Raw genomic sequence first — 13,488 nt, forward strand, 5'->3', positions numbered from 1 at the left:
AGGGGGTTCTTCAGTGTGTGTGGCGGGCGTACTCCTCAGTACAAGAGGCCGGTGAGGCGCGCCCTGGCCTTGTTGACGCGCGGGTCGGTCGTGCCGACGATCTCGAAGAGCTCGAGGAGTCGCGCGCGGACGCTCGCCTTCCCGTCGGCATCGAGCCGCGGGAAGATCGAGAGCAGCCGGTCGAACGCGTCCTCGACGTGCCCTCCGGAGACATCGAGGTCGGCGACCGCGAGCTGCGCGTCGAGGTTCGAGGGCTCGGCGGCGGCGGTGGAGCGCACCTCGTCGAGCGTCCTCCCCTGCAGCCGTGACAGCAGCCTGACCTGCGCGAGCCCCGCGACGGCGAGGTCGTCGCGGGGATTCTGCGCGATGGCGGTCTCGTACTCGGTGATCGCCGCGGCGTAGTCGCCCCGGTCGATCGCGTCGTACGCCTCCTGGTGGTGCGGGGGCAGCGGAGCCGGCTCGGGCTCGCCCGCCTCGGCCGGGGCCGCATCGACCGGGACGGTGCCGGTCACGCCGTTGGTCGCGGCCAGCTGCAGCACCTGCTCGAGCAGGTCGCGCAGCTGCTCCTCGGCGACGAGGCCGCTGAACAGCGGCACCGGGCGCCCGCCGATGATCGCGGCGACCGTCGGGACCGACTGCACCTGGAACGCCTGCGCGAGCTGCGGGCTCGACTCCACGTCGACGCCGACGAGCACGAAGGCCCCGGCGTACGACACGATGACGCGCTCGAGCACGGCGGTCATGCTCGTGCTCTGCTCCGACCAGGATCCGCGGAGGTCGACGATCACGGGGACGCGCGACGAGAGCTGGACGACCTGGTCGAACTCCGCGTCACCCGCCGTCAGCAGCAGCGGGTTGGCGGTGGGCGGCGGCCCGGCGGGCTCGCCTCCCTGCGCTGCGGGGGCGGTCGGAGCCGGCGCAGGACGCCGGTTCACGAGGGAGGACAGGTCGACGGCGCCGCGGAGGCCTCCGGGCAGTGGGGGGACGGTGCTCACGGCAGCTGCACCACCGAGACGAGTCCCTGGCTCCATCCGAGCATGACGATCTTCTCCTCCGATCCGACGGGCGGTACGTAGAACAGCAACTGGTAACCGTAGGTGGTCTCGATGCCCGTCGTCGACTTGTCGGTCCCCAGCAGGGTCTGCGAGGCACCGGAGGTCGAGACGGTCGAGCCCTCGGCGGTGGGCTTCACGGTCGACACTTCGGCGATGCTCGCGGCCACGAGGGCGCCCGAGTCGTTCGTCGCGAGCGCGACTGTCGGCGAGGTGCCGGCCTTGTTCGAGAACTCGATCGACGCCGTGTCGGGCAGCGCCGCGCGATCCGCATTCTTCTTGTCGATGCCGACCTGGCCGCGCAGCGTGTCCCCGTCGGCCGAGAACGACTCGGCGAAGCTGCTGGTGTCGCCGTTCGCGAGGATGTCGGCGTAGGCCGAGCCGACCTCCTCCGGGGCGAGCTTCATCAGCTTGGAGTCCGGCGCGACGATCGAGGTGCCGACGGTGACCGGCGCGACGTCGGGGATGCGGGCGTTCGCCTCGAGCGAGATGGCGTAGTCGACCTTGTAGTCGACGCGCGGGCTGGCCTGGCTCATCACCAGCGCGATCGGCGCCTGAGTGGTGTCCGTCGAGTTCTGCACGACGGCGGTGACGAGGCGGGGCCACGCCTCCGTGTCCTGCGGCAGCACGAGGCTCACGGGCGACGCGGGGATCGCCTGCGGCGGGTCGATCGTGCCGCCCTTGACGACGACCTCGTAGTTGGTCGTGCGCTCGGTGAGCGCCTCGCCCTGGAATCGCTCCGCGAGCGCGGTGGCGTCATGGGCCGCATCCGCGGCCGACGCGACGTCGGCGACGGAGGCGACGATCGCCTCCGCCTGCTGCGTCGTGACGACCGGGGTCGCCACCTCGGCGGCGGGCGCCGCCGTGGAGGAGGCGGAGGCGCTCGGGGTCCCCGTGGCACCCGCCGCCAGATCGGGCCAGTAGTCGGAGCTGCAGCCGGCGAGCAGGACGCTCGTCCCCACGACGACGGGCAGCACGAGGAGGCGGCGACGGCGAGCGGGGCGCGGGGCGGCGACGGACGCCTGGATGCCGGCGCGAGCGCGCGGCCGGCGGGCGCCGCGGGGCACCTTGCCCTGCGGGCCCTTCCGGCGAGGACCGTGCTGCCGGCGCAGGTGCAGGAACGCCCAGATGTAGAGGACGAGGCCGACGAGGAGGAAGAACGCGCCGCCGAGCAGCAGCGGACCGGCGAGAGGGGTCGCGGTGTCGACCGGCCAGCTGACGCTGACGTCGCTCGCGGCCGGCGCGGTGCCGTCGGTGGCGATCAGGATCGAGACGTCCTCGGGCACGTCGAGCGCGACGGTGATGCTGCCGGTGCCCTCGAACTGCTCGAGCCACAGGTCGGAGCCGCGCGGGTCGACGACGGCGGCATCGGCCGTGGCGACGTCGGAGGCCAGCTCGAGGGACGTCCCCGTCTCCTCCGACGCGGTGAGGGCGGCGGGCTCGCTCCGGTAGCCGATCGCCTCGTACTCGGAGCCGCCGACCCAGCCGAGCACGTCGGAGGTGCGCGCGTAGGCCAGCACCAGATCGCCGTCCCCCTCGACGGTGATCGTCTGCCGGCCCGGATTCGCGTCGAGCGTGCTGCCGTCGATCACCGCGTACGGGGCGCCCGACTCGAGAGCCGTCTCGGCGGTGAGCGACTCGGGAGGGGCCCAGACGGTCCTCTGACCGATGCCGAGCGCGATCATCGCGGCGGCGATGACGGTGGCGATGATGGCGAACACGAACCGCACGAAAGAACTCCTCCTGTGTCGCCGGATCAGGGTGACGACCTCGGCCGGTTCGGGTGACACGGCCGGCCCGCGGCGCGACGGCAACAGACAAAGACAGTCCACGATAGCCGATGGCCTCCGACGATCCCAGGAGATCCGCCGAGAGAGCCCGCCGGCCGCGCCGGGTGGGGTGTCGCCCCCGGGCCGGGACGCACCCGCTGACTAAACTTCCCGGAGTGCCGCGGACCCCACGCGGACCTACTTCCGGAGGAGACGACGTGGCAAGCGACGAGGCCGAATTCACCCAGGTGTTCCGTGGCTACGACCGGGACGAGGTCGACAAGGCCATCCAGGGTCTGCGGCGCGAGCTCATCCACGCCAACACCCAGGCCGCCGAGGGCGGTCGCGAGGTCAAGCGGCTCACCTCCCGCATCGACGGCCTCGAGAAGGAGCTGCAGCAGGTCGGCACCCCGACCTACGCGGGCCTCGGCGCCAAGCTCGAGCACACCCTCCGCGTCGCCGAGGAGCAGTCCGAGCGCCTGATCGCCCAGGCCGAGAACGACGCGTCGGCGCTGCGCCGCTCGACCCGCGACGACGGCGACCGCATCCTCCAGGAGGCGCGCGACGAGGCCGAGCGCCTCGTGACGGAGGCTCGTCGCCGCGCCGACCGCACGCGCAACGAGTCCGAGGCGCAGGCCGCCGCCACCCTCGGCAAGGCGGCCGACGATCGGGACGTCATGACCCAGGACGCGGTCCGCGAGGCCGCCGCGATCCGCGGGACCGTCGCGACCGAGGCCGCCGAGACGCGCGCCACGGCCAAGCGCGAGGCCGCCGCGATCCGCTCCGAGGCCGAGCGCGAGGCCGCCGAGATGCGCGCCGTCGCCGCTCGCGAGGTCGAGGTAGCCCGCGCCGAGGCCGCCCGCCTGACCCAGAGCACCGAGCTCCTGCGTGCCGAGGTCGCCTCGGAGGTCGACCGCCTGCGGGCGGCCGTCGCCGCCGAGGTCGCCGAGGCCCGCGCGGCCGTCGAGGCCGAGATCCTCACGGCGCGCGCCGACCTCGACGCCGAGCTGGCCGGCGGCCGAGCCGACGCCGCCCGCGAACTGGCCGATCAGCGCACCCGCCTCGCTCAGGAGAGGGCGGACGCCGTGGCGCAGCTCGACGCCGAGCTCGCTGGCCTCCGCGCCGCCGCGAACGACGAGGCAGCCGCGCTCTCGCGCGACGTGGAGCAGGCGCGCATCGACCTGGTCGTCGAGCTCGCCGCCCGCCGCGAGGAGGCCGACCGCGACTACCTCGTCCGCCACCAGGAGGCCGTCGCCCAGACCCAGCGCTACCTCGACGAGTCGAACCTGCAGCTCGCCGACGCCATCCGCCGCGCCAACGACAAGCGCCTCGAGGCCGACGAGCTGCGCAGCGACGCTCTCGACGAGACCACCCGGCTCCGCCGCGACGCGCAGGACGAGTCGGACCGGCTGCTCGACGAGGCCCGCGAGCGCGCCCAGCAGATCGTCGCGGACGCCGAGCGCCGCACCCGCGAGCTCGTCTCGGCAGCCGAGGGTCGCCTCGACGAGATCCGAACGGAGCGCGACGCGATCGCGGGATACGTCACGGGCCTCCGCGGGCTGATCGGCCACATCGACGGCCTGTCCGAGGACGACTCGAAGAACGACTCGAAGGACTGACTCCCGAGGAGCCCGGCCCGCCGAGCCCGCTCACCGCAGCCGGGGCCTCAGCGGGTCGGGGTCCTCGCGTCCGGCTCAGGCCGCGTCGCCCGCCCACTCCGTCGGCAGCGGAGCGGAGACGGGGGCGACGACGCGGACGATCTCGTCGAGCACTCGGCGCGTCTGCGCCTCGCCGACCCACAGGTGCTTGCCCCCGTCCACGGCGACGAGCTCGAGCTGCGGCACCGAGGCGAACCGCTCCGCCGCCTCCCGGGGCCGCAGGTAGTCGTCGAGCTCCGGGATCAGCGCGACGAGCGGCCGCCCGTCCTCGGCCCACGCGGCGACCTCGTCGGCCGACGCGCGGTGCAGCGGCGGCGAGAGGAGGATCATTCCCTCGATCGGGTGCTCCCTCCCCCACTTGAGCGCCAGCTCCGTGCCGAACGACCAGCCCACGAGCCACGGATGCGGCAGTCCCCGCTCGGCGACGAACGCCATCGCCGCCGCGACGTCGGCGCGCTCGTCGTCGCCGTGCCCGAACGCGCCTTCGCTCGTGCCGCGCGGAGAGCTCGTGCCGCGGGTGTTGAAGCGCAGGACGGCCAGGTCGGCGAGAGCCGGCAACCGCGCCGCGGCCTTCCGCAGGATGTGCGAGTCCATGAAGCCGCCGTGCGTGGGCAGCGGGTGCAGCGTGACGAGCGTCGCGACCGGCTCGCGGTCGAGCGGCAGTGCCAGCTCGCCGACCAGCGTCAGCCCGTCCGAGGTGTGCAGCTCGATGTCCTCGCGCCTGGCGGGGAGGACCACTCCGCCGCGGATCTCGGTCGTCATCGGGCTCCTTCGATTCTCCAGCAGTGGGTGTGCCAGTGCCGGCGTCCCGCGAGGTCGGCCGCGTCGCCGAGCGCTCCGTCGGCGCGCCAGACCACGAGGTGCGCCAGGCCGACGTCGATCGTCAGGCCGCAGCCCGGGCAGAGGTAGTTCTTGACGGCGCGGGCGGCCGACACGGGCTGCACGTTCCACTCCCGGCCGCGATGCGACTCGGTGCGGCGCCAGCCCGCGAGCATCTGCGAGAGATCCCGCTGCTCCTCGCCGTCGTCGTCGCGCCTGCTCCCCCGGGGTCTGTTGCTGCGCGGCATCGCACCAGTCTAGGAGGCGCCCCTGCGGCGTTCCGGAACGGGTGTCAGTGCGAACTGTCGTCCATCTCGAGCCGGGTCTCCTCGGCGTCGAGCATCAGCTGGGCCCGGCGGAGGATGCGCGACGAGTAGACGCCGCGGCTGCGCGCCTCCAGCAGCGCCTCGCGCTCGGCGAGCAGGACCGCGCGCCGCAGGTGCAGGTACTGGCCGTGCGGTCCGAGCGGGGCGTCGCCGTGCCGCTCGACCTGCTCCCAGGCGACCTGCGATCGGGTGAGGGTGTCGCGGCGGACGCGCTCGAGCACGCGCGGGCCGACGGTCCCCTCCGGCAGCTCGTCGACCGCCTCCGGGAGCGCCTGGATGCCGGTGGACGCCACCTCGTCCAGGAGGGTCGCGAGCTCGCGTCGATCGGCCTCGCCGTCGCTGCCCTGGATCCCGGTGATGCGGATGAGGGCCGGCAGTGTCGCTCCCTGCAGCAGCAGAGTCACGACCGCGACGGTGAACGCGATCAGGATCAGCTGCGAGCGATAGGGCGTCTCGTCCGGGAGCGACTGCGCCGCGGCGAGCGTGACCACGCCCCGCATCCCCGACCACGAGAGGATCACGCCGCCGCGCCAGCCGAACGCCTCATTCGCGGTCGCCGCGAGATCGGTCTCGCGGCGCTGGTAGAGCTTCTCGGCGCGCTGCTGCCGACGACGGAAGCGCTCGTCGGTGGTGGCGCTGTTGCGCAGCCGCATCACCCCGACCTTCAGCCGCCGGTTGATCCGCTCGGCGCGACGCCCCGATCCGCGGAGCCAGAGCAGCAGCGGCCAGACGAACAGCGTCCGCAGCACGATGAGGAGGACGACGGTCGCCAGCCCGAGGTACACGGAGGTGTCGACGCCGAGCCCGCCCTCCACCTCGCCGATGATCGCCTTGATCTCGGCGCCCATCAGCAGGAAGACGCCGTTCTCGAGCAGGAACTGCGCCGTCCGCCAGTTGATCCGCTCGCTGAGCCGCGACTGCGGGCTGAGGTAGCGCGCGCTGTTGTGCCCCGTGTAGATGCCGGTGACCACGACCGCGAGCACGCCCGAGGCGCCCAGCTCCTCCGCGGGGATGTAGGCGAGGAACGGGACGGCGAACGAGACCGCCGTGTCGAGGACCGGGTCGCTGAGCTTCGAGCGGATGAAGACGGTCAGCACGCCCATCACCATCCCGAGCGCGATCGCCATCAGCACGGAGTAGACGAAGAGCACTCCCACCTCGCCGACGTCGATGGCGTCGGTCGTCACGGAGGCGCCGACCACCGCGGCCGCGGCCGTCGCCGCCCGCAGCAGTACGAGGGCCGAGGCGTCGTTGACCAGGCTCTCGCCCTCGAGGACGGTGACGAGCCGCGGAGGCAGCCCGAGCTTCTTGCCGATCGAGGTCGCGGCGACCGCATCGGTCGGGCTGACGACCGCACCCAGGGCGATGGCCGCAGGGAGGCTGAGGTCGGGCAGGACGATGTAGAGGAAGAGGCCCACGACGATCGCGGTGACGAACACCAGCAGGACCGAGAGCCCGAAGATCGAGCGGAGGTTGCGGCGGAAGTCGGTCAGCGGGACCTGGATCGCCGCTGAGTACAGCAGGGGCGGGAGCACACCGGCGAGGATCAGCTCCGGCTCGACGTGGATGTCCGGGACGCCGGGCACGTAGGACGCGCCGATGCCGACGACGACCAGGATCAGGGGCGCCGCGATGCCGAGTCTGCTGGAGAAGCGCGCGACCGTGACGACGGTGATGATGCCGGCGATCCCGAGCAGCGCGTAGTCCACGGCACCAGGGTACCGACGCGATCAGCGCCGACCGGTCACCGGCCTCGACGCCGCCGGAGGATCAGTACCAGCCGACGTCCTCGGAGTGCGCCCAGGCGCCGCACGGCGAGCCGTAGCGACCCGAGATGTAGCCGAGGCCCCAGGTGATCTGGGTGCTGGCGCTGGTCGCCCAGTCGCCGCCCGCGCTGGCCATCTTGTTGCCGGGCAGGGCCTGCGGGATGCCGTAGGCGCCACTGGACTTGTTCTCGGCGTAGACGTTCCAGCCGGACTCGCGGTTCCAGAGCAGGACGAGGCAGTCGTACTCGCTGTCGGCCCAGCCGCGCTGCACGATCATGTCGTACGCGATGGCCTTGGCGGACCCGGGATCGGGAGCGGCGGCACGGGCCACAGGTGCTGCTGCCTCCTCCGACTCCTCCTCGTCCTCCTGGACGGCCTCGGCCGTCTCGGTGGGGGTCGGCGTCGGCGTGGGGGTCGGAGTGGGCTTCGCCTGCGCGTCGAAGGTGTCGCGCTGGATCGTCCGCTCGACGGCACCGGCGACGACGAGACGCTGCGCGGGGTCTCCGTCGAAGCGGGCGGGGGCCTGGTAGTAAGGCGACGCGACGGCTCCGCTGGAGGGATCGACAACGTTCACCATCACGAACCCGATCGACGCGGCGAAGGCGAGGAAGGCGAGCGGGATGCGGGTGCGCGACCTGCGAACGGGGGGCCGCTTCGGGGCGGCCGGCGCTGCGGCCGAGTGCCGCGAGACCGGTGCCTGGGAGACGGAACGTTCTTGATGCATAGCCACGATCACGAAAGCATAACGGGTTATGGCCTGATCGGCCAGGTGATCCGGAGGCGCGTCAGCGGACGGCCAGCATCACGTCGACCACCGTGTCGAGGACGAAGTCGACCTGGGGCTCCGAGTACCCGCCGCGCTGGGGGGCGAACGAGACCGTGCGGACGTCGTCCACCGTCAGGACGGAGCCGTCGCGGAAGTAGCCCGAGATCCGGTCGGCGAAGGCGTCGACCTGGCGGATGTTGTAGCCGGTGGTCAGGGCGCCGGCGTGGTCGAAGCGCTCGTGGGCGGGGCGGGCGAGCCGGTTGACGATCTCCTGTGCGGTCGCGCGCGCCTCCCGCAGCCACTGCTCCTCGCCCTTCGCGGCGATCGCGAACTGGCGCTCGCGCAGGGCGAACGCGTCCTCGAGGCGCTCGAGCGCGGCGTCGACGTGCGGCGCCGAGTAGCCGCCCTTCTTGAGCGTGAACGCGGTGTGGCGGAGGTCGGCGGCGCGCAGATCCGCGGCTCCACCGGAGAGCTGCGCGTAGGCCTCGCGCGCGGAGGCCAGGAACGTGTCGACCTCGACGGTGTCGTAGCCGGGCCGGGACTCGCGCGCGTAGGGGAAGGGAGCGTCCATCCCGTCATTCTGCCAAGACCCGAGAGCTGCGGCGGACAGCGGCGAGTCGGCGCTCAGCGGGCTCGAACCGCTCCGAGCGCTCAGCGGCCCAGTGCGCTCAGCGGCTCGATGGGCTCAGTGCGCGAAGACGAAGTAGAGCACGTAGGCCGCGGCGGCCGACGGGAGGATCGAGTCGAGTCGGTCGAGCAGTCCCCCGTGCCCCGGCAGCCACGTGCTCATGTCCTTGATGCCGATGTCGCGCTTGATCAGCGACTCGGCGAGGTCTCCGACGGTCGCGGTCAGGAGGATGACGGCACCGAACACGGCGCCCACCCACCACGGCTGACCGAGCAGGAGGACGGCGAGCAGGATGCCCGCCACGACTCCCGCGACTCCGGCTCCCGCGAAGCCCTCCCAGGTCTTCTTCGGGCTGATGCGCGGCGCCATCGGGTGCTTGCCCCAGGTGAGGCCGCTCGCATACGCCCCGGTGTCGACGACGATCGCGAGGGCGAGGAACGAGAGCGCCCACAGCTGGCCGCCCGGCTCGGCGACGAGGCGGATCGCGAACGCGCCGAGGAAGGTGACGTAGGCCTGAACGAAGGCGCCGAGGCCCAGATCGAGCAGCAGATCGCGCCGGCTCGACGAGGTGCGCTTGACGAGCTGCTCGCCCAGACGCCAGAGGCCGATGAAGACCGAGCCCAGGACAACCGCGAGGAATCCGCCGGAGATGCCGCCGTAGTAGGCGGCCGGCACGGCGACGACCGCCACGATCCCCGTGGGGATGCGGGGGATGTCGCGACCCGCGTGGCGGAGTGCCATCGAGAGCTCGAGAGCGGCGAAGAGCACCAGCACGCCGGCCAGCACCATGAAGAGCTCTTTGATCACCAGCAGGCTGACGAGCATCACGCCGACGCCCACGAGTCCGATGAGCGTCGCCGAGACGAGGTTGCGTCCCGAACGCGCCGTCAGCCGCTCGTTGGTGGCCTCCAGCTGCGCCCGCGTCGCCTCGAGCTGACGCTCGACGTCGGCGCGACCCTGCTGGGCCCGCGCGCGGAGAGCGTCGCGCGTGACCATGCGCGACCCCCGGGCGCCCGGGACGTGCGGACCGGGCCGCTCCTCGCCGCCTTCGGGTTCCACGGGGTGCTCTGCCACGGCCGACTACACCTCGAGGAGTTCGGATTCCTTGCGCTTGAGCGCCTCGTCGATCGCGTCGACGTGCTGCTTCGTGAGCGCCTCGAGCTCCTTCTCACCGCGCGAGAGCTCGTCGTCGCCGATATCGCCCTTCAGCGCGTCGAGGTCGTCCTTCGCCTTGCGGCGGATGTTGCGGACCGCGATCTTCGCGTCCTCGGCCTTGGTGCGCACGACCTTGACGAACTCCTTGCGGCGCTCGGTGGTGAGCTCGGGGAGGGTGACGCGGATGAGCGAGCCGTCGTTGGTCGGGTTGGCGCCGAGGTTGGGCATGTCCCGGATGGCCTGCTCGATGTCGCGCAGCGAGCCCTTGTCGTAGGGCGTCACGAGGAGCGTGCGCGCCTCCTGGTTCTGCATCGACGCGAGCTGCGAGAGCGGCGTCGGCGTGCCGTAGTAGCTCACCAGCACCTTCTGGAACATGCCGGGGTTCGCCCGGCCGGTGCGCACCGACGAGAAGTCCTCCTTGGCGACCTCGACGGCCTTGCCCATCTTGGTCTTCGCGTCGGCCAGTACATCCGAGATCACAGGGGACTCCTTAGGAAGGGGGAAGTGGTCAGTCTAGTTCGACACGAGGGTGCCGAGCTGGGCCCCCCGGATGGCCTTGGCGACGTTGCCGGCGGGCTCCATCCCGAAGACCTGCATCGGCATGCCGTTGTCCATGCAGAGGCTGAAGGCGGTCGAGTCGACGACCTTGAGGCCGCGCTGCAGCGCCTCCTGGTAGGTGAGGGTGTCGAGCTTCTTCGCGTCGGGGTTCGTCCGCGGGTCGGCGTCGTAGACGCCGTCGACACCGTTCTTGGCGACGAGCACGACATCGGCGTGCGTCTCGAGAGCGCGCTGCGCGGCGACCGTGTCGGTCGAGAAGTACGGCAGGCCGGCTCCGGCGCCGAAGATGACGACGCGGCCCTTCTCCATGTGGCGGATCGCGCGGCGGGGGATGTAGGGCTCGGCGACCTGCGTCATCGCGATGGCCGACTGGACCCGCGTCTCCGCTCCGGCCTGCTCGAGGAAGTCCTGCAGGGCGAGGGCGTTCATCACGGTGCCCAGCATTCCCATGTAGTCGGCGCGGCCGCGGTCCATGCCGCGCTGCGAGAGCTCGGCACCGCGGAAGAAGTTGCCGCCGCCGACCACGACCGAGATCTCGACCTCGGTCGCCGCATCCGCGATCTCCCGCGCGAGAGCGCTGATGACATCCGGGTTGACACCCAGCGTCCCGGCTCCGAACGCCTCCCCCGACAGCTTCAGAAGCACCCTGCGGCGCTTGCCCGTCGTCATCGCATCCGTCTGCGTCATGGACGTTTCCTCCCGTAGACCCGTACAAACCTATCCCGCGCGGGACGCACCCGCGACCACGCCCGGAGCACCCGACTCCGGGCAGAGCGAAGGGAGTCCGGGTCGACTGAACGACCCGGACTCCCCTCTTCAGCGTGTTAGGCGCCGACCTTGAAACGGGCGAAGCCCGAGACGGTCAGGCCCGCGTCGCTCAGCACCTTCGCGACGGACAGCTTGTTGTCCTTCGCGTAGTCCTGGTCGAGCAGGGCGACCTGCTTGAAGTACGCGTTGACGCGACCCTCGATGATCTTCGGGAGGGCGGCCTCGGGCTTGCCCTCGCCGCGCGAGATCTCCTCGACGATGCGACGCTCGTTGTCGACCTCGGCCTGCGGCACGTCCTCGCGCGACAGGTAGGTCGGGTTGGCGAACGAGATGTGCTGCGCCACGGAGCGAGCGGTCTCGGCGTCGTCACCCGAGTAGCCCACGACCACGCCGACCTGCGGGGGCAGGTCCTTGTTGGTCTTGTGCAGGTAGACGGCGAAGTGCTCACCGGTGACGCTGGCGACGCGGCGGAGCTCCACCTTCTCGCCGAGGATGGCGGCCTCGTCGTTGATGATGTCGGCGACGGTCTTGCCGCCGGCGGGGGCCGCGAGGGCCTCCTCGACGGTGGTCGCGCCGGCGGCGACGACCGCGGCGAGCACGGCGTCGGCGAGGGCGATGAACTTGGTGCCCTTGGCGACGAAGTCGGTCTCGCACGCGAGCTCGATCATGGTCGCGACTCCGCCGTTCTCCGCGGCGGCGACGAGGCCCTCGCTGGTGGAGCGGTCGGCGCGCTTCGCGTTGCCCTTGGCGCCCTTGAGGCGGAGGATCTCCACTGCCTTGTCCAGGTCGCCGTCGGCCTCGACGAGAGCGTTCTTCGTGTCGACCATTCCGGTACCTAGCTGCTCGCGCAGCGTCTTGACGTCAGCGAGGCTGAAAGTAGCCATAGTTCTGCGAACTCCTTCGTGTTCTGCGGACCCCGGTCGCCGTCTCGGCGTGTCGGGCCCGCAGCGATTCTGTTACGGGGATGTCGTGCTGCTACCGAACGGGGGCCGAACGTTCTGCATCCGCAGAACGTCCGACCCCCGACTCAGGAGGTGGTGTCAGGCCTTGGCGGACTCGTCGGTCGAGGCCTCGGCGGGGGCGTCCTCGGTCGAGGTCTCCTCGGCGGCGGGCGCCTCGACGGACTCCTCGACGACGAGCTCGTCGGCGGGGGTCTCGGCGTCGGCGACGGCCTCGTCGGCGGTCTCGGCCTCGGCGTCGGCGACCTTCTCGGTCTCGGCGCCGGCCTGCTCGTTCGGCTCCTCGACGGCGGCATCGGGGGTGCCCGACGTGAGCAGCTCCTTCTCCCACTCGGCGAGGGGCTCGACGGCGGAGACGTTGCCCTCGGCCTCGGGCTTCTGGTGACGCTGGATGAGGCCCTCGGCCGCGGCGTCGGCGATGATGCGGGTGAGCAGGCTCACCGAGCGGATCGCGTCGTCGTTGCCCGGGATCGGGTACTGGACCTCGTCGGGGTCGCAGTTCGTGTCGAGGATGCCGATGACCGGGATGCCCAGCTTCTTGGCCTCGTCGATCGCGAGGTGCTCCTTCTTGGTGTCGACGACCCAGAGGGCCGACGGCGTCTTCGAGAGGTTGCGGATTCCGCCGAGCGACTTGTGCAGCTTGTCGAGCTCGCGCTTCTTGATGAGGAGTTCCTTCTTCGTGAAGCCGCTCTTGGCGGTGTCGTCGAAGTCGAGCTCCTCGAGCTCCTTCATGCGCGCGAGGCGCTTGGAGACGGTCTGGAAGTTGGTCAGCAGACCACCGAGCCAGCGCTGGTTGACGTAGGGCTGGCCGACGCGGGTCGCCTGCTCCGAGATCGCGTTCTGCGCCTGCTTCTTGGTGCCGACGAAGAGGATGGTGCCGCCGTGGGCGACCGTCTCCTTGACGAAGTCGTAGCTCTTGTCGATGTAGGCCAGCGACTGCTGGAGGTCGATGATGTAGCTGCCCGAGCGCTCGGTCAGGATGAAGCGCTTCATCTTCGGGTTCCAGCGACGGGTCTGGTGACCGAAGTGGACGCCGCTGTCGAGCAGCTGGCGCATGGTGACGACTGCCATGAGTCGTTCTCCTTGTCTCGGGGCTCGGGCGCACGACGGCGCCGAACTCCCGTTCGGTTGTCTGTGACGGCCGGTCGGCGCGTCACCCTGGCGCCCGGCGCGCTCCCGCCCGTCCGCGTGAGCGGAGGGACCGTGGGGAGCGGAGGCCGAATGGGCGCGCGTAGTCACCCCGACGAGCGAGGTGCTCCGGAGA

General features: G+C 71.5%; 13 protein-coding genes. 1 reads left to right on the plus strand and 12 read right to left on the minus strand.

Annotation, left to right across the window (positions count from 1 at the left end; all coding sequences use genetic code 11):
* Nucleotides 1-35: 35 nt before the first annotated feature.
* Together GRS92_RS05030 and GRS92_RS05035 are read right to left on the minus strand one after the other, a co-directional pair.
* Nucleotides 36-995 carry a tetratricopeptide repeat protein gene (locus GRS92_RS05030; protein WP_159853878.1) on the minus strand — a complete coding sequence of 320 codons (960 nt, stop codon included), beginning with the start codon at nt 993-995 and terminating at the stop codon, nt 36-38.
* Nucleotides 992-2,782, minus strand: a complete 1,791-nt coding sequence (locus GRS92_RS05035) for a hypothetical protein (protein WP_159853880.1) — start codon at nt 2,780-2,782, stop codon at nt 992-994. The genes GRS92_RS05030 and GRS92_RS05035 overlap by 4 nt, the downstream gene beginning before the upstream one ends.
* Before the next feature lie 257 nt (nt 2,783-3,039).
* Here GRS92_RS05035 and GRS92_RS05040 point away from each other — a divergent pair, with 257 nt between their 5' ends.
* Nucleotides 3,040-4,440 (plus strand): DivIVA domain-containing protein, encoded by a 1,401-nt coding sequence (locus tag GRS92_RS05040; protein WP_159853882.1) that lies wholly within the window; start codon nt 3,040-3,042, stop codon nt 4,438-4,440.
* Between the two features lie 75 nt (nt 4,441-4,515).
* Here the strand turns inward: GRS92_RS05040 and GRS92_RS05045 are convergent, their stop codons facing one another.
* The 10 genes from GRS92_RS05045 to rpsB all read right to left on the minus strand — a co-directional run bounded on the left by GRS92_RS05045 (nt 4,516) and on the right by rpsB (nt 13,295).
* Nucleotides 4,516-5,241, minus strand: a complete 726-nt coding sequence (locus GRS92_RS05045) for an alpha/beta hydrolase (RefSeq protein WP_159853884.1) — start codon at nt 5,239-5,241, stop codon at nt 4,516-4,518.
* On the minus strand, nt 5,238-5,546 hold the full coding sequence (locus tag GRS92_RS05050; RefSeq protein ID WP_159853886.1) for a hypothetical protein: 309 nt from the start codon (nt 5,544-5,546) through the stop codon (nt 5,238-5,240). Before GRS92_RS05050 ends, GRS92_RS05045 begins: the two co-directional genes overlap by 4 nt.
* 44 nt (nt 5,547-5,590) lie before the next feature.
* A complete protein-coding gene (locus GRS92_RS05055; RefSeq protein WP_159853888.1) occupies nt 5,591-7,333 on the minus strand; it encodes a cation:proton antiporter in 1,743 nt (580 codons plus the stop codon).
* Between the two features lie 61 nt (nt 7,334-7,394).
* Nucleotides 7,395-8,114 carry a lytic transglycosylase domain-containing protein gene (locus GRS92_RS05060; protein ID WP_159853890.1) on the minus strand — a complete coding sequence of 240 codons (720 nt, stop codon included), beginning with the start codon at nt 8,112-8,114 and terminating at the stop codon, nt 7,395-7,397.
* Between the two features lie 61 nt (nt 8,115-8,175).
* Nucleotides 8,176-8,727, minus strand: coding sequence for a DivIVA domain-containing protein (locus GRS92_RS05065; RefSeq protein WP_159853892.1), 552 nt, complete (start codon nt 8,725-8,727; stop codon nt 8,176-8,178).
* Between the two features lie 114 nt (nt 8,728-8,841).
* On the minus strand, nt 8,842-9,780 hold the full coding sequence (locus GRS92_RS05070) for a phosphatidate cytidylyltransferase (protein ID WP_159853894.1): 939 nt from the start codon (nt 9,778-9,780) through the stop codon (nt 8,842-8,844).
* Nucleotides 9,781-9,864: 84 nt separating this feature from the next.
* Nucleotides 9,865-10,419 carry a ribosome recycling factor gene (gene frr, locus GRS92_RS05075; RefSeq protein ID WP_085475698.1) on the minus strand — a complete coding sequence of 185 codons (555 nt, stop codon included), beginning with the start codon at nt 10,417-10,419 and terminating at the stop codon, nt 9,865-9,867.
* Nucleotides 10,420-10,452: 33 nt separating this feature from the next.
* A complete protein-coding gene (gene pyrH / locus GRS92_RS05080) occupies nt 10,453-11,166 on the minus strand; it encodes a UMP kinase (protein ID WP_056044605.1) in 714 nt (237 codons plus the stop codon).
* Nucleotides 11,167-11,321: 155 nt separating this feature from the next.
* Nucleotides 11,322-12,149: a translation elongation factor Ts gene (tsf, locus tag GRS92_RS05085; protein WP_159853896.1), complete on the minus strand. Its 828-nt coding sequence runs from the start codon at nt 12,147-12,149 to the stop codon at nt 11,322-11,324.
* Nucleotides 12,150-12,305: 156 nt separating this feature from the next.
* Nucleotides 12,306-13,295 carry a 30S ribosomal protein S2 gene (rpsB, locus tag GRS92_RS05090; protein ID WP_159853898.1) on the minus strand — a complete coding sequence of 330 codons (990 nt, stop codon included), beginning with the start codon at nt 13,293-13,295 and terminating at the stop codon, nt 12,306-12,308.
* Between the last annotated feature and the right edge of the window lie 193 nt (nt 13,296-13,488).

Origin of the sequence: Rathayibacter sp. VKM Ac-2754 (assembly GCF_009807095.1) — a bacterium.
Classification (GTDB): domain Bacteria; phylum Actinomycetota; class Actinomycetes; order Actinomycetales; family Microbacteriaceae; genus Rathayibacter.